The organism is Quadrisphaera sp. KR29 (genome assembly GCF_052644995.1).
The window spans coordinates 71,956-97,471 of record NZ_JBQXXG010000005.1 but is presented as its reverse complement, the minus strand read 5'-3'; the positions used below and the strand labels follow the sequence as shown (position 1 = coordinate 97,471).

Here is a 25,516-nt window from a genome sequence, read left to right as displayed (position 1 = left end):
GTGGTCAGGGCTGCACCACCTGGTGCTTGCCGACGATGGTGATGCCCGACTCGGTCACGGTGAACCCGCGGGCCCTGTCGCGCTCGGGGTCGACCCCGACGGTCGCGCCCTCGGGGACCTCGACGTTCTTGTCGAGGATCGCCCGGCGCACCACCGCGTGGCGGCCGACCTCCACGCCGTCCATGAGCACCGACCTGTCGACCGAGGCCCACGAGTGCACGTTCACGCCGGCGGCGAGCACCGAGTCCTCCACGAGCGCGCCGGAGACCACCGAGCCCGGCCCGACCACGGAGTTGATCGCGTGCCCGATGCGGCCCTGCCAGCCGTGCACGAACTTGGCCGGCGGCAGCGGCGGCTGCTGGCTGTAGATCGGCCACTCGTAGTTGTAGAGGTTGAAGACCGGGTGCACCGAGATGAGGTCCATGTGGGCCTCGTAGTAGCTGTCCAGGGTCCCCACGTCGCGCCAGTAGTCCTTGTCGCGCGGGGTGGAGCCGGGCACGTCGTTGTCCTTGAAGTCGTACACGCCGGCGCGTCCCTGCTCCACGAACCACGGGACGATGTCGCCGCCCATGTCGTGGCGGGAGCCCTCGCGCACCGCGTCCTTGGTGACGGCCTCGGTGAGCGCCTTGGCGTCGAAGACGTAGTTGCCCATCGAGGCCAGCACCTCCCCGGGGGAGTCCGGCAGCCCCTCGGGGTCCTTCGGCTTCTCCAGGAACGCGCGGATCCTGCGCCGGTCGGAGGGGTCGACGTCGATGACGCCGAACTGGTCGGCCAGGGCGATCGGCTGGCGGATGGCCGCCACGGTCGCCGCGGCGCCCGAGGAGACGTGGCTCTCGACCATGGCCGAGAAGTCCATCCGGTAGATGTTGTCGGCGCCGACGACCACGACGATGTCGGGCCGCTCGTCGTTGATGAGGTTGAGGTTCTGGTAGATCGCGTCGGCGCTGCCCAGGTACCAGTGCGGGCCGCGCCGCTGCTGCGCGGGGACCGGCGTCACGTAGTTGCCGAGCATGGTGGACATGCGCCACGTCATGGTGATGTGGCGGTCCAGGCTGTGGCTCTTGTACTGCGTCAGCACCACCGACTTGAGGTAGCGCGAGTTGACGAGGTTGGACAGGGCGAAGTCCACCAGCCGGTACGTCCCGCCGAAGGGGACGGCCGGCTTCGCGCGGTCCGCGGTCAGCGGCATCAGCCGCTTCCCCTCGCCGCCGGCCAGGACGATGGCCATCACCTTCGGTGCCATGCCGATGACCCTAGTGCGCTGGTCACGGCGTGCACACGCAGGTCACCCGACCCGCGGGCCGCAGCCGGCGGCAACCCGCGCAGCAGGGGGGCCGCGCCCGCGCAGGGGCGCCCGGGTGCGCCCAGGGTCTAGGTTCCGCCCATGCGCGTCGACGTCCTCACCCGCGAGTACCCGCCGGACATCTACGGCGGGGCCGGGGTGCACGTGGCCGAGCTGGTGCGGGTGCTGCGCCGGCTGCACCCCGACGGGCCCGGGGGCGACCCGCTCGACGTGCGCGTGCGCGCCTGGGGCCTGGCCGAGGGCGAGCGCGACGAGCCGGGGACGACGAGCCACGCCGAGCTCGCCGAGCTGAGCGGGGCCAACGCGGCGCTGCGCGTGCTGGGCGTCGACCTGTCGATGGCCGCCGCGGTGACCAGCGCCGACGGGACGGCGGACAGCACCGCCCGGGTCGACCTGGTGCACTCCCACACCTGGTACGCCAACCTCGCCGGGCACGTCTCGGGCCTGCTGGCCGGCGTGCCGCACGTGGTGACCGCCCACTCCCTGGAGCCGCTGCGCCCCTGGAAGGCCGAGCAGCTGGGCGGCGGGTACGCGCTGAGCAGCTGGGCGGAGAAGACCGCCTACGAGGGCGCCGCCGCCGTCATCGCCGTCTCGGCGGGCATGCGCGCCGACATCCTGCGCTGCTACCCCGCCCTCGACCCCGAGCGCGTGCACGTGGTCCACAACGGCATCGACGCCGAGGCGTGGAGCCGCGACGACTCGCCCGAGGCCCACGACGCCGTGCGGGCGCTCGGGGTGGACCCCGACCGGCCGAGCGTCGTCTTCGTGGGCCGGACCACGCGGCAGAAGGGGCTGCCGCACCTGCTGCGCGCCGCCGCGCAGCTGCCGCCCGAGGTGCAGCTGGTGCTCGCCGCCGGCGCCCCCGACACCCCGGAGATCGCCGCCGAGGTGGCCGGGCTCGTGGCCGACCTCAGGGCCACCCGCTCCGGCGTCGTCCTCATCGACAGGATGCTGCCGCGCACGGACGTCATCAGGCTGCTCTCGGCGGCCACGGTCTTCGTCTGCCCGTCGGTGTACGAGCCCCTGGGCATCGTCAACCTCGAGGCGATGGCGTGCGGCGCGGCGGTGGTCGCCAGCGCCACGGGGGGCATCCCCGAGGTGGTCGCCGACGGCGAGACCGGCTGGCTGGTGCCCATCGACCAGGTGCAGGACGGCACCGGGCGGCCCACCGACCCCGCCCGCTTCGAGGCCGACCTCGCCGCCGCGCTGGCCGCCGCCACCTCCGACCCCGCCGAGGCGCGCCGCCGCGGTGAGGCGGGGCGGCGGCGGGCGGTGGCCGAGTTCGGCTGGGAGGCCATCGGCGAGCGGACGCTGGCCGTCTACCGGGCCGCGCTCGCGGGCTAGCACCTGCCCCCTCCTCGCACTTTCCGCGGAAAGTGCGAGGAGGACCCCCGTCGGAGTCGCACTTTCCGCGGCAACTGCGAGAAGGACCCCCGTCGGAGTCGCACTTTCCGCGGCAAGTGCGAGAAGGAGCGCCGTCGGAGTCGCGCCCTCCGCGGAGGGTGCGCAGAGGGGAGCGCGGGAGGGGCTAGCGCTGCGGCGCGGCGCCGGACAGCTCCACGGCCGCGGCGTTGACGGCCACGGCCAGGGCCCGGCGGGCGACCCCGTCGACCTCGCGCAGCGAGCGCGCCCGCGCGAGCGCCTCGCTGCTGGAGACGGCGGCGCCGTCGTCCTCGCTGGCCAGCTCCACGATGGCGCGCACGCGCGCCGCCGAGGCCACCACGCGCACCGCGCGGTCCGGGCAGCCCGGCGGCAGCTCGGCGGTGGCGAGCGCGCCCTCGCGGACGGCGGTGATCCGCTCGGCGGCGTCCTCGCGCCAGCGGGCCACGTCCAGCCCGGCCAGCACGCGCGTCGCCTCGGCCAGCCCGGCGCGCAGGGACCTGTCGGCGTCGGCCAGCGTGGTGCCGTCCGGCGCCCTCGGCGACCACGTCGGGGACAGCACCCAGGTCACCTCGGCGCCCGGCTCCCACGCCGAGCCGAACCACGTCACCTCGGGCACCAGCCCGACCCGGCCGACGCCGTGGGCGAGCAGGAGCTCACCCTCGACGAGCACGGCCTCACCGGCCTCGACCGCCTCGGCGGTGAAGCCCGCCGGGCCGGGCAGCCCGGAGGGGTCGCCGGGGGCGGGCAGCGCCACGCGAAGGCCGCTGGCGCCGGCGGCGGCCAGCCCCGCCAGCAGCGCCCGCAGCCCGGCGGGCTCCCCGGAGCCGGAACTGGATCCGGACCCGGTCTCGGGCAGGGCCAGCCCCTGCGCGGCGTCGTCGGCGGTCACGGCGTGCGGCTCGTCGTGGCCGGTCACGGCGGCGACGGCGGCGTCGGGCGCGACGCGGCCGGCGAGGACGGCGCTGCCCCAGGCGGCGAGGCGCGCCGAGCGCGGGAGGTGGAGCACCGGGACACCGTAGGCGCCGACTAGGGTCGGCGCCGTGGTGGAGGTCCTCGCGATGGAGCAGGTCACGGTCGTGCGAGGAGGCTCCGAGCTCGTCTCGGCGGTCGACTGGCGCGTCGGCGAGGGCGAGCGGTGGGTGGTCCTGGGTCCCAACGGCGCGGGCAAGACGACGCTGCTGCAGATCGCCGCCACCCGGATGCACCCCACGCGCGGCACCGTCCGCGTGCTCGGCGAGCAGCTGGGTCGCGTGGACGTCTTCGAGCTGCGCCCGCGCATCGGGCTGGCCAGCGGGAACCTCTCCGAGCAGGTCTCGCGCTCCGAGCGCGTGCGCGACGTCGTCGTCACCGCCGCCTACGGGGTGGTCGGCCGCTGGCGCGAGCAGTACGACACCGCCGACCACGCCCGCGCCGGCGCGCTGCTGTCGGTGATGGGCGTGCACGCCCTGCGCGACCGCCGTTTCGGGACCCTGTCCAGCGGCGAGCGCGGCCGGGTGCTCATCGCCCGGGCGCTCATGACCGACCCGGAGCTGCTGCTGCTCGACGAGCCGGCCGCCGGCCTCGACCTGGGAGCCCGGGAGGACCTGCTGCGCCGCCTGGCGCGCTTCGCCGCCGACCCCGCGGCGCCCACCAGCGTGCTGGTGACCCACCACGTCGAGGAGGTGCCGGTGGGCACCACCCACGCGCTGCTCCTGCGCGGCGGCAAGGTGGTCGCCGCCGGGCCGGTGGGCGAGGTGCTGCGCGACGGGCCGCTGTCCACCGCCTTCGGGCTGCCGCTGGCCGTGGAGCGGGTCGGGCAGCGCTTCACCGCCCGCGCCATCGGCTGACGCGCGAGCGGGTGAGACCCGACACACCGGAGGGCGGCACGGGTGACATCCGCTCGCTGCGCGTCACCGCGTCCGCCTAGGGTCGGGGCATGGCCGCGCTGTGGTGGGTGATCGGGGCCTTCGTGCTGGCCGGGCTCGAGGTCTTCGCCCTCAACCTGGTCTTCGGCACCCTCGTGGTGGGCGCCCTCGCGGGCGCGCTGGCCGCCCTGCTCGGCGGTGACTTCACCGTGCAGGCGATCACGGCCAGCGTCGTCTCCCTCGTGGGCCTGGCCGTGGTGAGACCGGTGCTCGTGAAGCGCTTCAAGGTGGAGGGCCGCTTCACCGCCACCGGCGCCGCCGCGAACGTCGGCCGCCCGGCGCGGGTGGTCGCCGAGGTCACCGAGACCGGCGGTCGCGTCAAGCTCGCCGGCGAGGAGTGGTCGGCGCGCTCGGAGGACCCCGGCGCGACCTTCCCCGTGGGCGCCGCCGTCCGCGTGGTCGCCATCGACGGCGCCACCGCGGTGGTCGCCGCACCACCACCGGCCGCTGCACCCGCACCGCCCGCAGACCCCGCCACCGGCTCCGCGCCGGGGGCACCGCGCACCCCGGAGGGCTGACCCGTGGACCCCACGAGCTTCCTGCTGACCGTCGTCCTCGTCCTGCTGCTGGTCTTCGTGGTCATCACCGTGGTGAGGGCCGTGAGGATCGTGCCGCAGGCCTCCTCGCTCATCATCGAGCGCCTGGGCCGCTACTCGCGGACGCTGGAGGCGGGCCTGCACGTGCTGGTCCCCTTCATCGACAGGGTCCGCGCCCGCGTGGACCTGCGCGAGCAGGTGGTCACCTTCCCGCCGCAGCCGGTGATCACCTCGGACAACCTCGTGGTGAACATCGACACCGTCATCTACTTCCAGCCGACCGACCCCCGGGCGGCGGTCTACGAGATCGCCAACTACATCCAGGGCATCGAGCAGCTGACCGTCACCACGCTGCGCAACGTCATCGGCTCCCTGGACCTGGAGCAGACGCTCACCAGCCGCGACCAGATCAACGGCCAGCTGCGCGGCGTGCTCGACGAGGCCACCGGCCGCTGGGGCATCCGCGTCAACCGCGTCGAGCTCAAGGCCATCGACCCGCCGGCGTCCGTGCAGGACTCCATGGAGCAGCAGATGCGCGCCGAGCGGAACCGGCGCGCGGCCATCCTCACGGCCGAGGGCTCCAAGCAGAGCCAGATCCTCACCGCCGAGGGCGAGAAGCAGTCGGCCGTGCTGCGCGCCGAGGGCGCCGCCCAGGCCGCGATCCTCAAGGCCCAGGGCGACGCCCGGGCCATCACCCAGGTCTTCGACGCCATCCACCGCGGCGACCCCGACCCCGGCCTGCTCGCCTACATGTACCTGCAGACCCTGCCCAAGCTGGCCGAGGGCCAGGGAAACACGACGTGGGTCATCCCGGCCGAGCTCACCGAGGCCCTGCGCGGCATCGGCTCCGCGCTCGGCGGGCGCGACGGCGCCCCGGACCCGGGCTGGGCGGCCCAGGTGCGTCCCCGGCGCGAGCGCGCGGTCGGTGAGCCGGGGGTCGACGCCTTCAGCGACACCCAGCTGCAGGACCCGCACGACGCGCTGCGCGCCGCCCGCGAGGAGGCCGGAGCGGCCACCCGCGAGGCCGAGCGCAGCACGCCGGAGACGCGCGGCTCCGCAGCCCCCTCCGCAGCGCCCGCCGCCGCGCGGCCCGCCGGTGCCACGCAGGCCCCGCAGGGCGAGCAGGCCCCGCCGCCGCCGGCCGCCGGTGAGGGCGAGCGGTGAACCCGCTGGTCTTAGTGGCGCTGCTGGTGGCCGGCCTGCGCGCCGGGCGCACCGCCGCGGCGTCCGGCGCGCAGGTGCCGGCGCTGGCCAGCGGTGCGCTGGCCGCCGGCCTCGTCGGCGCGAGCGCGCTGGTGGGCCTGGTGGGTGTGGTCCTGGCGTGCTGGGCCTTCGGGCTGGCGGTGCTGGTCCTCCTCTGATCGGCTGGGACGGTGTCGGAGCAGCGCGCACCGCAGACCGTCCGCTGGCTCTTCGCCGACCAGCTGGGCCCGCACTTCCTGGACCACCCCGACCAGCGGGCGGTGCTGGTGGAGTCCACGCGGGTGTTCGCGCGCCGCACGGTCCACCGCCGCAAGGCCCACCTGGTCCTCTCGGCGGTGCGCCACCGCGCCGCCGAGCTGGGCGACCGAGCGGTGCACGTGCGCGCCGGCACCTACCGCGAGGGGCTCGCGCTGGCCGCTGAGCAGCTCACCGAGGGCGAGCGCGCGGCCGGCCTGTCGGTGAGCGACCCCACCTCCTACGCCGCCCGCCGCTTCGTGAGGTCGCTGTCGGGCCAGCACGACGACGACGTCGAGCGCAGCGGCGCCTCGGCCCGCCTGCCGCTGCAGGTGCTGCCCGCCCGCGGCTGGGCGGTGACGCAGGAGGAGTTCGCCCACTGGGCCGGGCGCCGCGGCCAGCCGGGCCAGAAGCGGCTGCTGATGGAGGACTTCTACCGCGAGGTGCGCCGCCACCACCACCTGCTGCTCGAGGCCGACGGCGAGCCGCTGGGCGGGAGGCGGAACTACGACCACGAGAACCGCGAGCCCGCGCCGGGCGGCGGCACGCTGCAGGAGGCCGCCGGGGTGCCCGAGCCGTGGTGGCCGCGCGAGGACGAGGTCGACGCGCAGGTGCGCGAGGACCTCGACCGGATGGAGCGGGACGAGGGCGTCCGCTTCGTGGGCGAGGACGGGCCGCGCCGCTTCGCGGTGACGCGGCGCGAGGCGCTGCACGTGCTGGTCGACTTCCTCGAGCACCGGCTGGAGGCCTTCGGCACCTACGAGGACGCGATGCTGGCGCAGGACCGCTGGATGGCGCACTCGCTGATGTCGGTGCCGCTGAACCTCGGGCTGGTCCACCCCCTGGAGGTGGTGCAGCGCGCCGAGGCGCGCCACCGCGAGCACGGTGCGCGCCTGGCCAGCACGGAGGGCTTCGTGCGCCAGGTCGTGGGCTGGCGCGAGTGGGTCTGGCACCTGTACTGGCACTTCGGGGAGGAGTACGGCGCGCTCAACGAGCTCGGCGCCACCGAGCCGGTGCCCGAGTGGTTCGCCGACCTCGACGCGCGGGGGGAGGTGCGCGCGGCGTGCCTGTCCGACGTCCTCGGCCAGGTCCGCGAGGAGGGGTGGGTGCACCACATCCCCCGGCTCATGGTGCTCGGCGGTTACGCGCTGGCGCGCGGCTGGAGCCCGCAGGAGATGACCAGCTGGTTCCAGACCCGCTTCGTGGACGGCTACGCGTGGGTCATGGCCGCGAACGTGGTGGGCATGAGCCAGCACGCCGACGGCGGGATGATGGCCACCAAGCCGTACTGGTCCGGCGGTGCCTACATCGACAAGATGTCCGACTACTGCGGGCGCTGCCCCTACGACCCGAAGAAGCGGCTGGGGGAGGACGCCTGCCCCTTCACCGGCGGGTACTGGGCGTTCGCGGCGCGCCACGAGGAGCGGCTGGCCGCCAACCCGCGCACCTCGCGCGCCGTGAGCGGGCTGCACCGCCTGCGGGACGCCGACGCCGTGGTGGCCCAGGAGGCCGACCGCGGCTCCAGCGCCCCCTGAGGCGCACCGGCCGGCGTCCCCGGGATGATGGCCACGTGATCGAGGTCCTGCACGACGCCCAGCTCCCGCACGCCCGCGCCGCCGGCGCGCTGGTCGGCCGCATCCTCGCCGACCTGCGCTCGACCACCAGGGCGGGCACCAACCTGCTCGAGCTCGACGCCCGCACCCGGGAGCTGCAGGCCGAGGCCGGCGCGACCTCCTGCTACGTCGACTACGCCCCCTCCTTCGGGCGCGGCCCCTTCGGCCACCACCTGTGCACCTCCGTCAACGACGCCGTGCTGCACGGCCTCCCGCACGACAGGGCGCTCGCCGACGGCGACCTGCTCTCCCTCGACCTCGCGCTCTCCCTGCGCGGCGTGGTGGCCGACGCCGCGATCAGCTTCGTCGTGGGCGAGCAGCCCACCGCGCAGGACGCCGCGCTCATCGGCGCCACCGAGCGGGCGCTCGCGGCGGCCGTCGCGGCCGTGCGCCCCGGGGCGCGGGTCGGGGACGTCTCCCACGCCATCGGCGAGGTCCTCACCGGGGCCGGCTACGCGGTCAACCTGGACTTCGGCGGCCACGGCGTGGGCTCGACGATGCACCAGGACCCGCACGTGGCCAACGCCGGCAGGCCCGGGCGCGGCTACCGCCTGCGCCCCGGGCTGCTGCTCGCCCTGGAGCCGTGGGTGATGGCCGACACCGCCGAGCTGGTCACCGACGAGGACGGCTGGACGCTGCGCAGCGCCACCGGCTGCCGCACCGCCCACAGCGAGCACACGGTGCTGGTCACCCCCGAGGGCGCCGAGGTGCTCACGCTCGCGCCCGCCTGACGTCCCCGGGGGCCGGCCGGGTGCTGGCCCGCGCTCAGGCGGGGTGCAGCCGCACCGCGAGCAGCGCGACGTCGTCCTCGGGGTGCTCCGGCAGGAGCCGGCGCACCAGCGCGTCGCACAGCTGCTGCAGCGGCAGGTCCCGCAGGTCCTCCAGCGCCGCCCGCAGCTGCTCCAGGCCGGAGTCGAGCGGGGTGCCGCGGCGCTCGACCAGGCCGTCGGTGCACAGCAGCAGCGTGGACCCGGGGGGCAGCTCGGCCTCCTGGTCGGTCCGGGTGGAGCCGCCGGTCAGCTGCTCCATCCCCAGCAGCAGCCCGGAGCGGCCGGGCAGGACGAGCGCCGCACCGTCGGGGGGGACCACCAGGGGCGGCAGGTGGCCCGCGCTGCACCAGCGCAGCAGCGCACCGCCGCGGGCCAGCTGCCGCTCGTCGCGCTCGAGCTGGGCGACCACCGCGGTGGCCGTGGTGTCCAGCCCCAGGCGCGCCATGGCGGAGTCCACCTTGGCCAGCAGGGCCGCCGGGCGCGGGTCGTCGGCCACACCCAGCCCGCGCAGCACCCCGCGCACCTGGCCCATGTCGGCGGCGGCGCGGCTGTCGTGGCCGACGACGTCGCCGATGACCAGCACCACCGGGCCGGCGGGCTGGGCGAAGGCGTCGTACCAGTCGCCGCCGACGTGCGCGCTGTGCGCCGCCGGCACGTAGCGCACGGCCACCTCGCAGCCCGGCAGCTGCGGGGGAGCGGTGAGCAGCGAGCGCTGCAGCGCCTCCCCGAGGCGCTGCTGCTCGTCGCGCAGCCGGGCCGCCTCGATGGCGAGCCCGCCGCGGCGCGCCAGGTCGGTGACCAGGGCGACGTCCTCGGCGTCCGGCGCGGGGCGCCCCCGCTCGGTGTAGCACGCGAGCAGCCCCACCAGGCCGTAGCGCCCCCGCAGCGGCACGAGCACCAGCGACTCGGGGGCCAGCTCGGCCAGCGCGGCGCGCGCCCCCGGGGAGCGGACCGCCGCCTCCAGCACCGCCCCCGCGCCGCGGGTGAGCACCACGGGCCTGCCCTGCAGGACCGGCTGCAGCGCGTGCCGGGCGGCGGCCCGCTCCGCGGAGACCTCCGAGCCCTCGGCGCTCGGGACGGGTCCCGGCACCTGCGAGGTCTCCTGCGCCAGGCGCGCCACCAGCGGCAGGCGCTGGGAGTCGTGGTGCCACCAGCCGGCCGTGCGGGTCAGGCCCCGGGCCAGCTGCTCGTCGCCGTCGACCTCGCTCACCAGGCACCAGTCGGCCAGCGCCGGCACCACCAGGTGCGCGAGCCGCTCGCTGGCCTCGCGCACGCCCACCGCACCTCCGAGCTCGGCGCCGGAGCGGGTCAGCAGGCCGTTGCGCCGGGCGGTGCGCTCGGCGACCTCCCTGACCAGGTGGCGCGCGGTGACGTCGGTCGTGCTCGTCGCCAGGCCCTCCCCGTCCGGCCAGGCCCTCACCTCCAGCCACAGCGGCGGGTCGAGGGAGGCCTGCACCTCCACCACGGTCTCGCGGCGCTGGGCCACCGCGGTGCGCCAGGCAGCCTCGACGGGGGAGCCCTGAGCACCGGGCAGCGCGTCCCACACCACCGAGCCGACCATCGCCTCCCGCGTGGAGCCGGCCAGGCGCGCGGAGGCCTCGTTGACCCACGTGAAGCGCCACTCGGCGTCGAGGAGGGCGAAGCCGTTGGGCAGCGCCTCCAGCAGCGCCGTCGCCCGCTCCGGCGCCAGCGCCGGCCGGACGGCGCCCCCGCCGTCGTCGCCGGCACCGAGGCCCGCGCCGGCACCGACGCCGCCACCGACCGGGTCCCCCACCACGGACCCAGTCTGGTGCCGGGCACCGACGGCCCACCAGCGCGCCGAGGGTGCAGCCGCCAGCACGTAGTGTCGCGGCGCGTGACGTGGCTCGAGATGTCCGTGGTCCTGCTCGCGGGGCTGTGGGCGGGCACCATCAACGCGGTGGTCGGCTCGGGCACGCTGGTCACGTTCCCGGTGCTCGTGGCCCTGGGGTACTCCCCCCTGGCGGCGACCATCAGCAACGGCATCGGGCTGGTGGCCGGAGGGGTGTCCGGGGCGTGGGGCTACCGGCGCGAGCTGCGCGGCCAGGGCCGCCGGCTGGCGCTGCTGCTGCCCGCCTCGGTGGTCGGCGGCGCCGTCGGCGCGGTCCTGCTGCTGCAGCTGCCGGAGTCCGCCTTCGAGGCGGTCGTGCCGGTGCTGCTCGTGCTCGCCCTGGTGCTCGTCGTCCTCCAGCCCCGGCTGCAGGCCGGGCTGCGGCGCCGCGCCGAGGCCCGCGCCGCCGCGCTCGGCGCCGAGGGCGGGACGCCGCGCGCCTCCCGCTGGCTGGTCGGCACCACGGTGCTGGCCACGCTGCTCATCGGCGTCTACGGCGGGTACTTCACCGCGGCGCAGGGCGTCATGCTCGTGGCGGTGCTCGGCAGCCTGCTCGACGAGCCGCTGCAGCGCGTCAACGGGCTGAAGAACGTGCTGACGCTGGTGGTCAACGTCGTCTCCGCCGCCTTCTACGTCGCCTTCGGCGCCGAGGACGTCGACTGGCTGGTGGTGGCGCTCATCGCGGCCTCCTCCCTCGTCGGCGGTGCGCTGGGTGCCCGCTACGGGCGGCGTCTGCCGCCGACGGCCCTGCGCGCCGCCATCGTCGTGCTGGGGGTGGTGGCGCTGCTGCGCATCGTGGGCTCGCAGGCCGGCTGGTGGTGAGCCCCTCTCGGGTCGCGCACCACCGCGACCAGCCGTAACGTCGTGGCGTCGCGTGGAAGACCCCGCCGACGACCCTGGGTGCGCACAGCACCGGTCGACGGCCCGTGGGGCTCTCCCGGTCCTGGACCTGCGCTCGCGTGCAGCCGCACCCAGTGACCGACGCAGATGAGGCACCACCATGAGCGACCACCAGCACACGACCGGCACCGCCGACGGCGCCACCCGCCTGACCCGCCGCGCCGGGAGCGCGGGGCTGGCGACCACCGCCCTCGGCGTCGTCCTGTTCAACGTCAGCCCCTTCCTCCAGTGGGTCGACCGGGACGGCGCCTCGGACGGGCGCACCGGCTACGAGACGGACTCCCTGGTCCCCTTCATCGCCTACCTGGGCATCGGCCTGGTGCTGGCGATGGCCTACGCCGCGAAGCGCGCGCGCCGCGGCCAGCACCGCGGCCTGACCCTCACCTCGATGGCCGTGGGCATCGCCGCGACCCTCCAGACGGTCGCCTTCGCCCTCAACCCCATGGGCGGCCTGGAGCGCGGGGACGACCTCGTGGCCCAGATCGGCGTCTACGTCGGCATCCTCGGCGCGGCCGTGTGGGCCATCGGCTCCGGCCTGCTCGCCCGGGACGTCGAGGGGGACGACGCCGACCGCGGCCTCGGCCACGAGCACGCCGCCCGCTGACGCCCCTGCGGCGCTGACCGCCGGGGGCCCGCGGCTGGGCGCGGCCGCGGCCCCCGGTGCGGCGCTCCGGCCGTCGCCGCGTCAGCTGGCGCCGGGCGGGGCGGGGGAGAGGTGCTCGTGCACCGCCAGCCAGAGGCCCGGGGCCTGCCGGTGGAAGACGACGGTCTCGCGCTCGTGCAGCGCCTGCTCGCCCTCGTGGGTGGCCGTGCGCGTGCGCACGGTGTGCGTGAGCACGGCGGTCTCACCGAGGACCTGCACGCGGGTGTCGCTGGTCTCGCACCCCAGCACGCGGAAGCCGTGCTCGGCCTCCCATCCCGCCCGCAGCCGCCGGTACTCCTCCGTGGAGGTGACCACGTGCTCGGCGTCGTGGAAGACGAACGACGCGTCGGGGGCGAAGCAGGCGAAGTAGGTGTCCGGGTCGTCGCGGGCGAAGGCGGCGACCAGCTCAGCGGCCCGCTGGCGCACCTCGCGCTCCGCCTGCTCGGCCTGCTCGGTGCGGCCGGGCTGCGCCGTCACCGCTGGTCCCCGCCCGTCGGGGCCGGCGCCGAGGTGGGCTCGGGGGCCTGCGGCTGCGCGCCGCGGCGACCGGTGCGGTGCGCCGAGGCCCGCGGGTCGTCGACGACCGGGGGCAGCGGGAGGTCGGCGGCGGGCACCAGGCGCGGCCCGTCCGGCCCGAAGACGTACCGCGGCTCGGGGAAGGCGAACAGCAGCGCCACGTAGATGACCGCCGCCAGCCCGATCGAGACCAGCAGGCTGAGGTCGACGCCGCCGGCGACGTCGCGCAGCGGCCCGGCGATCAGCGGCGGGTAGTTGGCGAACAGCAGCCCTGCGACCGCGGAGGGGACCCACGCGGCCATGCCGCGCCAGTTGGTGCCCGCCGTGGCCCAGTACCGTCCGCCGCGCCGCCCCTCGTTGAAGACCTGCAGGTCGGCGGCGTCGTAGTGGCCGCGGCGCACCCAGTAGCCGATCGCCATGATGACCATCCACGGCGTCGTGCAGATGACGATGAGGCCCACGAAGGCGTTGACGCTGGCCAGCAGGTCGAAGACGAGGCGCCCGACGAGGATGAAGACGAAGGCGACGGCCCCGATGACCAGCGAGGCCTGCACCCGGCTCAGCCGCGGGAAGACCGAGGAGAAGTCCAGGCCGGTGCCGTACAGGGAGGTGATGCCCGTGGACATGCCGCCGAGGAAGGCCACGACCATGAGCAGCACCGCGTACCAGATCGGTGAGGCCTGGATGAGGGCGAAGACGTAGTCGACCTCGCCGGCGACCAGCGTCGCCGTCGCCACCCCGAACAGGAACGGCACGAGGGTGGCCAGCTGGGCCCCCAGCGTGGCCAGCAGCAGCCGGCCGGTGCTGGTGCCGCGGGGGATGTAGCGCGCCCAGTCTCCGAGGAAGGCTCCGAAGCTGACCGGGTTGCCCATGACGATCAGCGCGGACAGCACGAAGGTGGGCCAGAAGCTGCCCAGCGCGTACGCCCCGGGGCCGGGGTCGTACCCGAGGTCGAAGACCGAGGCGTACGCCACCACGCCGAGCAGGATCAGCACGGTGTTGGCGACGACGACGACCTTGTTGACCAGCAGCATGAACTGGTAGCCGTACACCACGACGACGATGACCAGGGCGCCCAGCAGCGCGTAGATGACGCCGCGCAGCAGGTCGGAGTCGCCGGTGCCGAACAGCCGGGTGGAGGCCCCGACCAGCGCGTCGCCGCTGACCCACACCGAGATCGAGTAGAAGGCGAAGGCCGTCAGCAGCGACAGGAAGGAGCCGAGCACGCGCCCCCGCACCCCGAAGTGGGCGCCGGAGGAGACCGCGTTGTTGGTGCCGGTGCGCGGCCCGAACAGGCCCATCGGCATGAGGAACAGCGCGCCGACCAGGACGCCGACGACGGTGGCGAGCACCGCCTGCACCAGGGACAGCCCCAGAAGGACCGGGAAGGTCCCCAGGATGACCGTGGCGAAGGTGTTCGCGCCGCCGAACTGGATGCGGAACAGGTCGAAGGGGCGCGAGCTGCGCTCGGCGTCGGGGATGGTGCCGATGCCGTGCTGCTCGACCTCGGTCGCCCTGGGACGCCGCCTGTCGGCGGCCAGCCCGGCGAGCTCTGCTCCGGCCACGTGCGCTCCTCGGGTCGCTGCGGTGACCTGCGTCACCGGTGAGCGGGGAGGCTACGGCTAGGGTTGCCCACGAGGCAACGGGGGTTGCCAGAACCGGTGGGGACGAGGGTGAGCGAGGGGGCGGCGTGGCTGGTGAGCTCCGACGCCCCGTCAGGCCGCCGGACCCGACCGAGGCGCTCGTCGGCGCCCGGCTGCGCGCCGCCCGCCAGGCCGCCGGCCTGACCCTGGCCGCCGTCGCCGAGCGGGCCGGCCTGACCAAGGGCTTCCTCAGCCGCCTGGAGCGCGACGAGGCCTCGCCCTCGGTGGCCACCCTCGTCACGGTGTGCGGGGTGCTCGGCGTCTCCGTCGGCAGCCTCTTCGAGGCGCCCGCCACCTCCCTCGTGCGCGCCGACGAGGCCCCCGCCATCCACTTCGGCGGCCACGGCGTGCGCGAGGTCCTGCTCACCCCCGGGGTCCAGCGGCAGGTGCAGGTGGTCCGCTCGACGGTGGAGCCCGGCGGCGGGGGCGGGGAGGAGCTCTACGCGCTGGCCTGCGACACCGAGGTCGTCCTCGTGCTGCGCGGGCAGCTCGAGCTGCAGCTGCCCGGCGACGTCGTGCAGCTGCGCGCCGGGGACGCCTTCACGATGCCGGGCGTCACCCCCCACACCTGGCGCAACCCCTCACCGACGGCGCCCTGCGAGGTGCTGTGGGTGCTCAGCCCCGCACCCTGACCCCAGGAGGCCTCGTGCCCGGCGTCCCGCGCCGCATCGTCGACCTGTCCCACCCGGTCGACGACGACACGCCCGTCTACCCGGGCGACCCCCTGCCGCGCCTATCACCGGCCACGACCGTGGCGGTCGAGGGCTACAACGTGCTGCACGTCAGCATGGGCTCCCAGACCGGCACCCACGTCGACGCGCCGTACCACTTCCTCGACGGCGGCGCCCGCATCGACGAGCTCCCGCTGGAGCGGTTCGTCGGGCCGGCCGTCGTCGTCGACGTGCGCGGCAGGCAGCCGCACGGGCGGATCGAGTGGTCCGACCTTGCGCCGCACGCCGACCGGCTCGGGCCCGGGCAGATCCTCGTGCTGCACACCGGGTGGGACGCCCACTGGGGCTCACCGCGCTACTTCGACCACCCGTACCTGACCGGTGAGGCCGCCGAGCGCGTCGTGGCCACCGGGGTGCGCACCGTGGCCCTGGACGCGCTGAGCATCGACGAGACGGTCCTCGGCGGGCAGCCCGCCGGGGGCTTCGCCGCCCACCTGGCCGTGCTGGGCGCCGGCGGGGTGGTCGTGGAGAACCTGCGCGGCCTGGACGGGCTGCGCAGCGGCGAGCCCCTGCTCTCGGTGCTGCCGCTGCGCCTGGCCGGGGCCGACGGCGCCCCGGTGCGCGCCGTCGCCCTGGAGTGACCCCGCGGCTGGTCCTAGGTCGATGGTCCGATACCGGCACCGACCTGCGCCCGCCGATGCTCGAGGGGACGGAGCACCCGGCTCCGCGGACCCCGGAGGGCACCGTGTCCAGCACCACCCCCACCAGCCAGACCCCCGCGCGCACGCACCGCCTGCGGCCCGCCGCCGCAGCCGCGGGGGCCCTCGCCGTGCTCGCCGTCCTGGCCGCCGCTGGCGGCGCCACCGTGGCCGGCGCCGCCCCCGCCGCGGCCGCGACCTCGTCGGCCTGCTCGACCGAGGGTTTCACCGTCACCATGCCCGACGGGACCACCGCGGGCGCGAAGGGCGCCAGGGCCAGCACCGCCGCCCTGGCCGCTGACGCGCGGATCAGGGTCCGCGGCACCTACGTGGAGTTCGACGTCGCCCCGGTCACCGGCGCCGTCTACGACTACACCTACACCGGCGCCGCGAACCCGGCGAGCATGACCGCCGGGGTGCGCACCCCCGTCATGGCGTCCAAGACCCTGGACCTGGGCCCTGTGCTGCGCGGCGACGTCGAGGTCCGCACCGACAAGGGCGACCTCGTGATCCTCGCCCGCGGTGGTGGGGCCAAGGTCAAGGTGCAGGCCAAGGACTGCGCCACCGGCGGCATCTTCCAGCAGGAGGTGGAGGCCTCCCGCGCGGTGGTGGCCACCCACGTGCTCGCGCCGGGCATGGCCTACTTCGTCAACCCGTACACGGGCAAGGTGAACTTCGGTGACGGGGCCGACTTCCGCGGCAAGGACAGCCCCCAGGTGGCCACCAAGCTGTCCCAGGGAGAGACGACCACCACCTGGAGCATCGCTCCCGGCGGCCGCATGGGCCAGGTGCTGGGGGAGGACGCCGTGGAGCTCTCCGCCGGAGCGACGGCCTGCACGCAGGACTGCCAGGCGCAGAACCGCGTCCGCGGCTCCCTGCCCGTGACCGACCCGGCCTTCTCGTGAACCGCCGCACCGTCGCCGTCGCGGTGGCCGGTGGCGCCCTGGCCGGCGCGGTGCTGGTCGGCTCGGGCGCGTGGGCGCTGTCAGGCTCCTCCGCCGGCGGCCTCGACGTGGTCCAGCTGGCCAACCAGGCTCCGGTCGACGACAACCCGGCGCCCAGCGCCAGCCCGACCGGGACGCCACCGGCGAGCGCGACCGCCAGCGCGACCGACGGCCCGAGTGCTGCCCGGACCGGCTCCGCCGGTCCGACGGCGTCCTCGGCGCCCGCACCGTCGGGCGGAGCGACCTCGACCGCCGTGCCGCCTCCAGCGGCGCCCGCCCCGTCGGCGACGTCCTCGGCGCCGACGGCCTCCCGCTCCGGCGACGGGACCCACCACGGCCGCGGTGACGGCGCCGACGACGACCGTCGTGGTGGCGACGACGGGAGCGGCGACCGCCGGGGCGGCGACGACGACGGGAGCGGCGACGAGCACGGCGGGCACGGCGGTGACGACGGCTCCGGTGGCGGGCGCCACGGGTCCGACGACGGCTGAACCCCTGCGCCGCAGCACCGTCCGCCCTGACACTCCACTGGCACGCGGGGTGCAGCAGCACGCCCCGCCCGCTCGTCCACGCGGAGACCGCCGTGCCCCGCCCCTCGCGACAGCCGCCAGCCGGCCGAACACCCAGCAGCCCGCCGAGCACGCCGTCCAGCAGCGCCCCCAGCGGCGTCCGCGTCGTCGCGCTGTTCGTCACCGCTGCGGTGCTCGCCGTGGCGGCCCTGGGCGCGGTGCTCGTGGCCGTGCAGCACCGCGCCGCGGTCACCGAGGCCGTCCGCGACGCCCGGACGCTGACCAGCCTGCAGGCGCGCGACGTCGTCGCCGACGTCCTCACCGACGACGCGCTGGTCCCGGGCCCGGCCCGCGACGCGCTCGACGAGCGCGTCCGCAGCCGCGTCCTGGGCAGCCAGGTGGTGCGCGTCAAGGTCTGGGACGGCAGCGGCACCATCGTCTACTCCGACGACCCGGACCTGGTGGGGCGCACCTTCGAGCTCCCCGAGGACGAGCTGGCGGCCCTGCGCGGCGGCGGGCCGCCCGTAGCGGAGGTCAGCGACCTGGAGGAGGCCGAGAACGCCGAGGAGCAGCAGTTCGGCCGGCTGCTGCAGGTCTACGTCGGGACCACCACGCCGGGGGGCACCCCGCTGCTGTTCGAGACCTACCACCGCTACGACGCCATCGACGCCGCGACCTCGCGCTCGCTGCGCTCCTCCCTGCCGCCGCTGCTCGGCGGGCTGGTGCTGCTGTGCGTGCTGCAGGTGCCGCTCGCGTGGAGCCTGGCGCGGCGGCTGCGCGCGGCGCACGAGGGGCGTGAGGCGCTGCTGGTGCAGGCGCTGCACGCCTCCGACCGGGAGCGCCGCCGCATCGCCGCCGACCTGCACGACGGGGTCGTGCAGGGGCTGAGCGGCACCGCGCTGAGCCTGTCCGCGGCCGCCTCCGCGGCGCGCGGTCGCGGCGATGAGGGAAGCGCCGAGGTGCTGGGGCGCACGGCGGTGGACCTGCGGCGGTGGGTGCGCGAGCTGCGGACGCTGGTGGTCACGGTGACCCCGCCCGCGCTGCACGAGCAGGGGCTCGCGGCCAGCTGCGAGGACCTGGCGGCCGTGCTGGAGGTGCGCGGCTGCGCGGCGCAGGTGGTGGTCGAGGGCGACCTCGGGCCGGGCGCGCTCCCGCTGGCCGTGGAGGCGCTGGTCTTCAGGACGGCGCAGGAGGCGGTGCGCAACGTGGTCAAGCACGCCGGGGCGGGCTCGGCGCGGATCGCGCTGGCGCGCGCGGAGGCGGAGGTGCGCCTGGAGGTCCTCGACGACGGCCGCGGCTTCGACGCCGGGGACGCGCCGCGCCGGCGCGGCAGCGTGGGGCTGGAGCTGCTGGCCTCGCTGGCCGGGGAGCAGGGGGGTCGCTTCGAGGTGGTCTCGAGGACCGGGCCCGCGCGCAGCGGGACCCGCGTGCGCCTCGCGCTGCCGGTGGCGGCCCAGGACGGCGCCGCAGGAGCGCGCTCGCGCCGCCTGGCGGCAGCCGGCGGAGGAGGTTCGCGGTGACCAGGGTGCTGGTGGTCGACGACCACCCGATGCTGCGCCGGGGCCTGGTGGACCTGCTCGGTGCGCTGCCGGACGTGGACCAGGTGACCGCGGTCGCTGACGGGGCCGAGGCGGCCGGTGCGGCGGTGCGGCACGCCGCCGACGTCGTGCTCATGGACCTGTCGATGCCCGGGCTGGACGGGCTGGCGGCCACGCGCGCCGTGCTGGCGCAGCGGCCGCAAGCGCGCGTCGTCGTCCTGACGACCTTCGCCGAGCACGACAGGATCCGCGCCGCCCTGGCCGCGGGCGCCGTCGGCTACCTGCTCAAGGACGCCGAGCCGGAGCAGGTCGTGCAGGCGGTGCGCGACGCGGCCGCCGGGCACGCGCCCATCTCCCCGCGGGCGGCGACGGCGCTGCTGCCCGGCGCCGGTGCGCCCGCGGTGCCACCGGCGGCGCCCTTGGCGCCGCCCGCACCGGCTGCACCGCCCGGACCGTCCGGTGCGGCGGCGCTGACGCCGCGGGAGGCGGAGGTCCTGGCCCTGGTGGCCACCGGCCTGCCGAACAAGAGCGTCGCCCGCAGGCTCGGGATCAGCGAGAAGACCGTCAAGGCGCACCTGTCGCGCGTCTTCGCCGCCATCGGCGTGGCGGATCGCACCTCAGCTGCCCTGTGGGCGCAGCGCCACGGTCTCGCCGACGACGGACCCGGGTGACGCATCCGCTCCTCGCGGCGCGCGCCGGCTCGGCGCGCGCCGCGGGGTCCGCTCACGCGGTGGCGCTGAAGCTCCACGTGACGCCGAAGCGGTCGGTGAGCATGCCGAACCCGGCGCTCCACGCCGAGGCGGCGAGCGGCTCGACCACGACGGCGTCGACGGCCAGGGCGTCCCAGCTGCCCCGCAGCTCCTCGAGGTCGCCCGCGCTGACGGAGACGAAGGCCGCCTGGTCGGTGAGGGTGGTGCCGTCCTCGCGGCGCGTGGTGCCCCCGCCGACGACGGACCCCTCCGTCTGGCCGGGGACGTCGTAGCCCATGACGCGGAAGCCGCTCTCGGCGGCGACCACGCCGAAGACGACCTTGTCCGCGCCGGGCGCCCCGGCCGGCACCCCGAGGTCGGCGTAGGTGGTCAGCACGAGGTGGCCGCCGAAGGCGGACTGGTAGAAGCCCAGCGCCTCGCGGGCGTCACCGCGGAAGTTCAGGTGGGTCGTCGTCTGGATGCTCATCTCAGCTCCTCAGGAGTCCGGGCCCCTCTGGCCCGCTGCGACGACCCTCCCGCCCGATCAGGTCAGGATCTGTCCTAGACGGCCCCTAGTCTCACCACCATGACGACGACCAGCCGGCTCCTGCAGCTGCTGTCGCTGCTGCAGGCCCGCCGCGACTGGCCGGGACCGGAGCTGGCCGCCCGGCTGGGCACCACCGACCGGACCGTGCGCCGCGACGTCGAGCGGCTGCGGGGGATGGGCTACCGCATCAGCGCGACGCTCGGCCCCCACGGCGGGTACCGGCTCGACGCCGGCAGCGAGCTGCCCCCCCTGCTGTTCGACGACGAGCAGGCCGTCGCCGTCGCCGTCGCGCTGCAGACCGCACCGGCCAGCGGCGCCGCGCTGCAGGAGGCAGCGGTGCGCGCCCTCGCGACGGTCCGCCAGGTCTTGCCCTCCCGGCTGCGCCGCCGGCTCGACACCCTGCGGGTGAGCGCCGTCGGGCGCGCCGGCGACGGGGCGCCCGCCGACGTCTCGCCCGACCTCCTCCTCACCCTCGCCGAGGTGGTCCGCGCGCGCGAGGTCCTGCGCTTCGACGACGACGCCCGCGGTGGTCCTGCGGCTCCCGCCCCTCCCGGCGGTGGCGGCCAGGTCGCCCCCGTCCGCCGCACCGAGCCGCTGCGCCTGGTCTCCTCCCACGGGCGGTGGTACCTGCTCGGCTGGGACCTGGACCGCGAGGACTGGCGCCTCTACAGCGTCGACCGCGTGCGCCCCCGCACCCCGAACGGCCCGCGATTCACACCCCGGGTCGTGCCGGGCGGTGACGTGGACGAGTTCGTCTCCTCGCGGTTCGAGGGCTCCGACACCAACGCCTGGCCCTGCCGGGGCACCGTCGTCCTGCACCTGCCCGCCCGCGAGGTGCTGCCCTTCGCCGGGGACGGGACGGTGGTCGCCGTGGACGACGAGCGGTGCACCCTCGAAGCCGGCTCCTGGTCGTGGGGCGCGCTCGCGGCGTCGTACGGCAGGTTCGAGGTGCCGATGGAGGTCGTCGGCCCGCCCGAGCTGCTCGCCGCGTTCGGCGTGCTCGCCGACCGCTACCGCGCTGCGAGCGGCTGACGCGCGGCGGACCGGGGCAGCCTCCGGTGGGCGGGGTCAGCTGGCCCGCACGCGGTGGACCTGAGCGGTCTTCGGGTAGGCCGCTGCGGGCCCGGGCGGCCCGACCTCGAAGAGGTCGACCACGAGCTGCAGCGGGTAGTCCAGGCGCTGCGGCGAGGTGAACACGACGCGCTGCTCGCACGCCACGACGACCCCGTGCTCGTCCCAGCGCGCCGACCAGGTGTGCGCCCGGCCGCGGCCCACGGGGACCTCGACCTCGGTCATGTCCGTGGTGAGACGGGGGTCGTGGTGGGCCTTGACACCGACGCGCGCCCGGGTGCTGTCCGCACCGACGGCCTCGGCGTCGATCTCGAACAGGCACACCTCCCCGCTGTCGCGCTCGTCGAGGTGCTCGGTGCCGACCAGCCAGGCAGCGAGCATGCAGGAGGCGTCGGTGCTGGCGGTGACGGTCACGTCGACCTGCCCCGCGGAGGGCGCCCACAGGAGCCGGGTCGGCACGGCGGTGCGCACCACCAGGCCGTCGGGGCGGTGGCGGTGGGTGCCGCGGGCGGAGCCGGGAGGACCGGAGGAGGTGGCCGTCTGCAGGTTGGACACGCGCAGCGGCGCATCCTCGGGCCGCCAGTCGGGCTGGTCGGCGTCGATGCGCAGCCGCAGTCCGGCGGGGGTGAGGTCGTAGCGGGCGCGAGAGCGCTCCGGCGTCGACCAGTGCGGCAGGTAGTGGTCGACCCAGCGGCCGGTGTCGAGCCCAGCGGCGCAGAAGTCCTCGTCGAAGGCGGCGTCCGCCCCGAGCGGAGCCAGGTGCCCACCGCCCGTCAGACCTCCGCTGCCGCTCGTCCCGGGGATCACCGCGCGATCATCCCCTGCCGCTCGGGGCAGTCGCCTCGGCCAGCTCCGCGACCTCGGCCAGCGCGCGGTCCCAGGCGGCGAGCACGTCGTCGTCGTAGTCCTCGGACATCGGCGCGGAGACGTGCAGGCGCGTCCCACCGGGGGTGGCCGTCAGGCGGTAGGTCTCCCTGGTCCCGCGGTGCTCGCGGGCCGCCTCGCTGTCGGTGTCGTCGCGACCCTCGACCACGAGGCCGTCGTGCTCGACGTCGACCAGCTCGGGGTGGCGGGCGGTGACGACGTGGCCCAGCAGCCCCTCGCCGGAGGGTCCCAGGAACCGCACGGTGCTGCCCTCCTGCCAGTCGGTCTCGGCGTAGGAGCCCTCGAAGAAGACGCCCGACCACTGCCGGTAGGTCGCGTCCTCCAGCAGCACCTGCCACACGCGCTCGCGCGGCGCTGCGACCTCGACGCTCTTCTCGATCACCCGGGTGCCCATCGCGTCCTCCTCGTCAGCTGCTCGGTCACCCAGGAGACGCCCCAGGGCCCCAGGACTCATCGGTGCGCCGGTCGCTGACCCGCCGACCCCGCTCAGGAGACGCGGAAGACCGGCCACCCGACCTCGGTGCGCCAGGCCGCGGGGTCGTCCGTGTCGCGCGGCCCGACCAGGTAGACCTCGCGCACGGGACCCGCCACGGACATGGCGTTCCCCACCACCCAGGTGCCCAGCTGGCCGTAGGTGACCTCCACGCCGTCGTGCTCGCCGACGTGGGTGGCCACCGCCAGCTCCGCGGCGGGCAGCGTGACCGGGTGCACCCGCCCGGTGCGCGGCGGAGCGTCCGTCGGCAGGTAGAGCAGAGCGCGGCCACGACCGCGCTCGAAGAGCGCGTCGTCGTAGGTGCCCCCGAGGGGCCCGGTCACCGCGCTCCCCACGGCGGCCTCCAGCTCCGCCACCGCACCCGCGTACCAGGCCGCCACGTCGCCCTCGCCCACCACGGCCTCCACCGCCGCGACCGTGCGCGATGGCTCCGCGCGCAGCTGCACCTCCAGCGGCGCGGGGTCCGGGCGCAGCAGGCGGCGCAGCGACGCGACCGCGGCGCGGGTGCGGTCGAGCTCGGACTCCAGGCGGCGCAGGTGGTCAGCGACCAGGCTCGCGCGCTCGTCGGGGTCCGGTGAGCCCAGGATGCGCTGGACGTCGGCCAGGGGGACGTCCAGCTCGCGGAGCCGGTGGATGACCTGGGCGGTCGGGACCTGCTCGACGGAGTAGAGGCGGTAGCCGCTGGTCGCGTCCACCTCCGCAGGCGCCAGCAGGCCGGCGTCGTGGTACCGGCGCAGCATCCGCACGCTCAGGTGCGTCAGCCTCGAGAACTCACCGATCGTCAGCACCCGCGCAGGATGGACCCTCCCCCCGGGGGAGGGTCGACCGCTTGACCCTCCTGCTCCGGGAGGCAGCACGGTCGGGCCATGAGCGACCACAGCGACCAGCTCCCGACCACGATCAGCGGCTTCCTCGCCGCGAGCGTCGTCCACGACGCCGACACGGCCGCGTCCTTCCTCACCGAGGACGCCGTCGTCGTCGACCAGGGCGAGTCCTTCCGCGGCCGTGAGGCCGTCCACGCCTTCGTGCGCGACGCGGGGTCGGAGTTCGCCTACACGACCGAGCGGGTCGGCGCGCACCGCCTCGACGACGACCACTGGGTGGTGACCCTGCGCCTGGAGGGGTCCTTCCCCGGCGGCGTCGCCGTGCTCGACTACCGCTTCTCGCTGCGGGACGACCGCATCAGCGAGCTCGTCATCGCCAACCACGGCTCGTGAGCGCACTCGTGACCACGGCAGGACGGGACCGCCTGGACGGCCGCAGGGCCCTCGTCACGGGCGGGACGAAGGGCACAGGAAGGGCCGTGGCCGACAGGCTGCGGGAGATGGGCGCCGACGTCTGGGTCACCGCCCGCTCCATGCCCGCGGGATACGAGCACCCCGACAGGTTCATCGGGGCCGACACCTCGACGCTCGCGGGCACCGACGCCGTGGCGGCGCGGATCACCGAGACCGGGGGCGCCCTCGACGTGCTGGTCCACGTCGTGGGCGGGTCCACCACCCCTCCCGGCGGGTACGCGGCCGCCACCGACGAGCACTGGCTGGCCGAGCTCGGTCTGAACCTCCTCGGCGCGGTGCGCCTCGACCGCGCCCTCCTGCCGGCCGTGGTCGAGGCCGGGCGCGGCGTGGTGGTGCACGTCACCTCCATCCAGCGCCAGATGCCCCTGCACGAGTCGACGCTCGCCTACGCCGCGGCGAAGGCCGCGCTGCGCACCTACAGCAAGGGGCTCGCCACCGAGCTGGCCCCGCGCGGCGTGCGGGTCAACGCCGTCAGCCCGGAGGCATCCAGACGGAGGGCTACCAGGTGTTCGCGGACCGCATCGCGGCCGGGAGCGGGCTGACCCGCGCCGAGGCCGAGCAGAGCATCCTGGACGCGCTCGGAGGCGTGCCCCTGGGCCGCTTCGCGACCACCGAGGAGGTCGCCGACCTGGTCGGCTTCCTCGTCTCCGACCGCGCCGCGGCGGTCGTGGGCGCCGAGTACGTCATCGACGGGGGGACCGTCCCCACCGCCTGACGCGCTGGTCCTGGGGGCCGGGTCGGCGGTCGGGTCAGGGCCGGCGAGGCGCCCCGCGGCCAACGGCCCAGAAGGCGACGGCGCTGGCCGCAGCGACGTTGAGGGAGTCGACCCCGCCGTCCATGGGGATCCGGACGACGGTGTCGGCGGCGCTGACCGTGGCCGCCGCCAGGCCGTCGCCCTCCGTGCCGAGCAGCAGCGCCAGGCGCTCCGGGCGGTGAGCGGTGAAGGCGTCGAGGTCCACCGCGGTGTCGGACAGGGCGAGCGCGGCCACGTGGAAGCCGGCCCCGCGCAGCTCCTCCACGCCGGCGGGCCAGGAGGCCAGCCGCGTCCACGGCACCTGGAAGACCGTGCCCATGCTCACCCGGACGCTGCGCCGGTACAGGGGGTCGGCGCAGCGCGGGGTGACCAGCACGGCGTCGACGCCCAGGCCGGCGGCTGACCTGAACACGGCGCCCACGTTGGTGTGGTCGACGACGTCCTCCAGGACGGCGACGGTGCGCGCGCCGCGCAGCAGCTCGGCGACCGGCGCCAGCGCCGGGCGGTGCACCGAGGCGATCGCACCGCGGTGGACGTGGAACCCGGTGATCGCCTCCAGCACCGGCTCCTCGGCCACGAACACCGGCGCACCGGCCCGCTCGCAGGCGCCCAGGACGTCGGTGAGGTCCGGCAGCCAGCGCGGGGCGACCAGCAGCGAGCGCGGCCGGTGCCCCGCGGCCAGGGCGCGCCGGATGACCTGGCTCGACTCGGCGATGAACAGCCCCTCGGCGGGCTCGCGGACGCGCCGCAGGGCCACGTCGGTCAGGTCGGTGTAGTCGACCAGGCGCGGGTCGTCGGGCTCGTGGACGTGGATCACCGGTGCTCCGCTGCTGCTGGCCGGGCGGCCCGCCCGTCGGGGCTCGCCGGGCGAGCAGTCGCGGTGACGCTACGCCAGGGGCGCGGTGCGGCGGCGGGGACGGCG

Annotated in this window: 27 protein-coding genes and 1 pseudogene; 18 read left to right on the top strand and 10 right to left on the bottom strand. The window is 76.0% G+C overall.

Features of this window, described 5'->3' with window-relative positions; all coding sequences use genetic code 11:
- Positions 1-4: 4 nt before the first annotated feature.
- Positions 5-1,243, bottom strand: coding sequence for a glucose-1-phosphate adenylyltransferase (gene glgC / locus ACUN9U_RS06225; RefSeq protein WP_445484062.1), 1,239 nt, complete (start codon positions 1,241-1,243; stop codon positions 5-7).
- Between the two features lie 141 nt (positions 1,244-1,384).
- Here glgC and glgA point away from each other — a divergent pair, with 141 nt between their 5' ends.
- Positions 1,385-2,647 (top strand): glycogen synthase, encoded by a 1,263-nt coding sequence (glgA, locus tag ACUN9U_RS06220; RefSeq protein ID WP_445484061.1) that lies wholly within the window; start codon positions 1,385-1,387, stop codon positions 2,645-2,647.
- A gap of 184 nt (positions 2,648-2,831) precedes the next feature.
- Here glgA and ACUN9U_RS06215 read toward each other — a convergent pair whose 3' ends face one another.
- Positions 2,832-3,692: a hypothetical protein gene (locus tag ACUN9U_RS06215; RefSeq protein ID WP_445484060.1), complete on the bottom strand. Its 861-nt coding sequence runs from the start codon at positions 3,690-3,692 to the stop codon at positions 2,832-2,834.
- 34 nt (positions 3,693-3,726) lie between these two features.
- Between ACUN9U_RS06215 and ACUN9U_RS06210 the strand changes: the two genes are divergently transcribed.
- The 6 genes from ACUN9U_RS06210 (at position 3,727) to map (ending at position 8,907) form a co-directional block, all read left to right on the top strand.
- Positions 3,727-4,512, top strand: a complete 786-nt coding sequence (locus ACUN9U_RS06210) for an ABC transporter ATP-binding protein (RefSeq protein ID WP_445484059.1) — start codon at positions 3,727-3,729, stop codon at positions 4,510-4,512.
- A gap of 89 nt (positions 4,513-4,601) precedes the next feature.
- The gene (locus tag ACUN9U_RS06205) at positions 4,602-5,108 is read left to right on the top strand and encodes an NfeD family protein (RefSeq protein WP_445484058.1); all 507 of its coding nucleotides are present in this window, start codon (positions 4,602-4,604) and stop codon (positions 5,106-5,108) included.
- A gap of 3 nt (positions 5,109-5,111) precedes the next feature.
- Positions 5,112-6,290: an SPFH domain-containing protein gene (locus ACUN9U_RS06200; RefSeq protein WP_445484057.1), complete on the top strand. Its 1,179-nt coding sequence runs from the start codon at positions 5,112-5,114 to the stop codon at positions 6,288-6,290.
- Positions 6,287-6,487: a hypothetical protein gene (locus tag ACUN9U_RS06195; protein ID WP_445484056.1), complete on the top strand. Its 201-nt coding sequence runs from the start codon at positions 6,287-6,289 to the stop codon at positions 6,485-6,487. The genes ACUN9U_RS06200 and ACUN9U_RS06195 overlap by 4 nt, the downstream gene beginning before the upstream one ends.
- Before the next feature lie 12 nt (positions 6,488-6,499).
- Complete coding sequence (locus ACUN9U_RS06190) at positions 6,500-8,098, top strand: cryptochrome/photolyase family protein (protein ID WP_445484055.1); 1,599 nt, start codon at positions 6,500-6,502, stop codon at positions 8,096-8,098.
- A gap of 35 nt (positions 8,099-8,133) precedes the next feature.
- Complete coding sequence (gene map / locus ACUN9U_RS06185; RefSeq protein WP_445484054.1) at positions 8,134-8,907, top strand: type I methionyl aminopeptidase; 774 nt, start codon at positions 8,134-8,136, stop codon at positions 8,905-8,907.
- 34 nt (positions 8,908-8,941) lie between these two features.
- Here the strand turns inward: map and ACUN9U_RS06180 are convergent, their stop codons facing one another.
- Positions 8,942-10,723: a SpoIIE family protein phosphatase gene (locus ACUN9U_RS06180; RefSeq protein WP_445484053.1), complete on the bottom strand. Its 1,782-nt coding sequence runs from the start codon at positions 10,721-10,723 to the stop codon at positions 8,942-8,944.
- Between the two features lie 93 nt (positions 10,724-10,816).
- Here ACUN9U_RS06180 and ACUN9U_RS06175 point away from each other — a divergent pair, with 93 nt between their 5' ends.
- Both ACUN9U_RS06175 and ACUN9U_RS06170 read left to right on the top strand, forming a co-directional pair.
- Positions 10,817-11,617, top strand: coding sequence for a sulfite exporter TauE/SafE family protein (locus ACUN9U_RS06175; protein WP_445484177.1), 801 nt, complete (start codon positions 10,817-10,819; stop codon positions 11,615-11,617).
- A gap of 178 nt (positions 11,618-11,795) precedes the next feature.
- Positions 11,796-12,299 carry a hypothetical protein gene (locus ACUN9U_RS06170; protein WP_445484052.1) on the top strand — a complete coding sequence of 168 codons (504 nt, stop codon included), beginning with the start codon at positions 11,796-11,798 and terminating at the stop codon, positions 12,297-12,299.
- Positions 12,300-12,380: 81 nt separating this feature from the next.
- On the opposite strand, the gene ACUN9U_RS06165 is transcribed toward ACUN9U_RS06170, so the two are convergent.
- Positions 12,381-12,815, bottom strand: coding sequence for a YybH family protein (locus tag ACUN9U_RS06165; protein ID WP_445484051.1), 435 nt, complete (start codon positions 12,813-12,815; stop codon positions 12,381-12,383).
- A complete protein-coding gene (locus ACUN9U_RS06160) occupies positions 12,812-14,419 on the bottom strand; it encodes a purine-cytosine permease family protein (RefSeq protein ID WP_445484050.1) in 1,608 nt (535 codons plus the stop codon). The genes ACUN9U_RS06165 and ACUN9U_RS06160 overlap by 4 nt, the downstream gene beginning before the upstream one ends.
- Before the next feature lie 125 nt (positions 14,420-14,544).
- On the opposite strand from ACUN9U_RS06160, the gene ACUN9U_RS06155 reads away from it, so the two are divergent.
- The 6 genes from ACUN9U_RS06155 to ACUN9U_RS06130 all read left to right on the top strand — a co-directional run bounded on the left by ACUN9U_RS06155 (position 14,545) and on the right by ACUN9U_RS06130 (position 19,528).
- The gene (locus tag ACUN9U_RS06155; protein WP_445484049.1) at positions 14,545-15,129 is read left to right on the top strand and encodes a helix-turn-helix domain-containing protein; all 585 of its coding nucleotides are present in this window, start codon (positions 14,545-14,547) and stop codon (positions 15,127-15,129) included.
- Between the two features lie 14 nt (positions 15,130-15,143).
- Positions 15,144-15,809, top strand: a complete 666-nt coding sequence (locus tag ACUN9U_RS06150; RefSeq protein ID WP_445484048.1) for a cyclase family protein — start codon at positions 15,144-15,146, stop codon at positions 15,807-15,809.
- A gap of 104 nt (positions 15,810-15,913) precedes the next feature.
- Complete coding sequence (locus ACUN9U_RS06145; protein WP_445484047.1) at positions 15,914-16,771, top strand: hypothetical protein; 858 nt, start codon at positions 15,914-15,916, stop codon at positions 16,769-16,771.
- Positions 16,768-17,301 (top strand): hypothetical protein, encoded by a 534-nt coding sequence (locus ACUN9U_RS06140; protein WP_445484046.1) that lies wholly within the window; start codon positions 16,768-16,770, stop codon positions 17,299-17,301. The genes ACUN9U_RS06145 and ACUN9U_RS06140 overlap by 4 nt, the downstream gene beginning before the upstream one ends.
- A gap of 92 nt (positions 17,302-17,393) precedes the next feature.
- Positions 17,394-18,839 (top strand): sensor histidine kinase, encoded by a 1,446-nt coding sequence (locus tag ACUN9U_RS06135; protein ID WP_445484045.1) that lies wholly within the window; start codon positions 17,394-17,396, stop codon positions 18,837-18,839.
- Entirely contained in the window at positions 18,836-19,528 is a 693-nt protein-coding gene (locus tag ACUN9U_RS06130) for a response regulator (RefSeq protein WP_445484044.1), read from the top strand. Before ACUN9U_RS06135 ends, ACUN9U_RS06130 begins: the two co-directional genes overlap by 4 nt.
- A gap of 52 nt (positions 19,529-19,580) precedes the next feature.
- Here ACUN9U_RS06130 and ACUN9U_RS06125 read toward each other — a convergent pair whose 3' ends face one another.
- Entirely contained in the window at positions 19,581-20,033 is a 453-nt protein-coding gene (locus ACUN9U_RS06125; protein WP_445484043.1) for a VOC family protein, read from the bottom strand.
- Positions 20,034-20,132: 99 nt separating this feature from the next.
- On the opposite strand from ACUN9U_RS06125, the gene ACUN9U_RS06120 reads away from it, so the two are divergent.
- Positions 20,133-21,125 (top strand): helix-turn-helix transcriptional regulator, encoded by a 993-nt coding sequence (locus tag ACUN9U_RS06120; RefSeq protein ID WP_445484042.1) that lies wholly within the window; start codon positions 20,133-20,135, stop codon positions 21,123-21,125.
- 36 nt (positions 21,126-21,161) lie between these two features.
- On the opposite strand, the gene ACUN9U_RS06115 is transcribed toward ACUN9U_RS06120, so the two are convergent.
- The 3 genes from ACUN9U_RS06115 to ACUN9U_RS06105 form a co-directional block, all read right to left on the bottom strand.
- Positions 21,162-21,971: a hypothetical protein gene (locus ACUN9U_RS06115; RefSeq protein WP_445484041.1), complete on the bottom strand. Its 810-nt coding sequence runs from the start codon at positions 21,969-21,971 to the stop codon at positions 21,162-21,164.
- Positions 21,972-21,978: 7 nt separating this feature from the next.
- Complete coding sequence (locus ACUN9U_RS06110) at positions 21,979-22,443, bottom strand: SRPBCC family protein (protein ID WP_445484040.1); 465 nt, start codon at positions 22,441-22,443, stop codon at positions 21,979-21,981.
- A gap of 92 nt (positions 22,444-22,535) precedes the next feature.
- Complete coding sequence (locus tag ACUN9U_RS06105; protein ID WP_445484039.1) at positions 22,536-23,330, bottom strand: MerR family transcriptional regulator; 795 nt, start codon at positions 23,328-23,330, stop codon at positions 22,536-22,538.
- 78 nt (positions 23,331-23,408) lie between these two features.
- Here ACUN9U_RS06105 and ACUN9U_RS06100 point away from each other — a divergent pair, with 78 nt between their 5' ends.
- Both ACUN9U_RS06100 and ACUN9U_RS06095 read left to right on the top strand, forming a co-directional pair.
- A complete protein-coding gene (locus ACUN9U_RS06100) occupies positions 23,409-23,759 on the top strand; it encodes a nuclear transport factor 2 family protein (protein ID WP_445484038.1) in 351 nt (116 codons plus the stop codon).
- 8 nt (positions 23,760-23,767) lie between these two features.
- A pseudogene (locus tag ACUN9U_RS06095) lies at positions 23,768-24,555 on the top strand (SDR family oxidoreductase).
- 34 nt (positions 24,556-24,589) lie between these two features.
- On the opposite strand, the gene ACUN9U_RS06090 reads toward ACUN9U_RS06095, so the two are convergent.
- Positions 24,590-25,411, bottom strand: a complete 822-nt coding sequence (locus tag ACUN9U_RS06090; RefSeq protein WP_445484037.1) for a TrmH family RNA methyltransferase — start codon at positions 25,409-25,411, stop codon at positions 24,590-24,592.
- Positions 25,412-25,516: the final 105 nt, after the last annotated feature.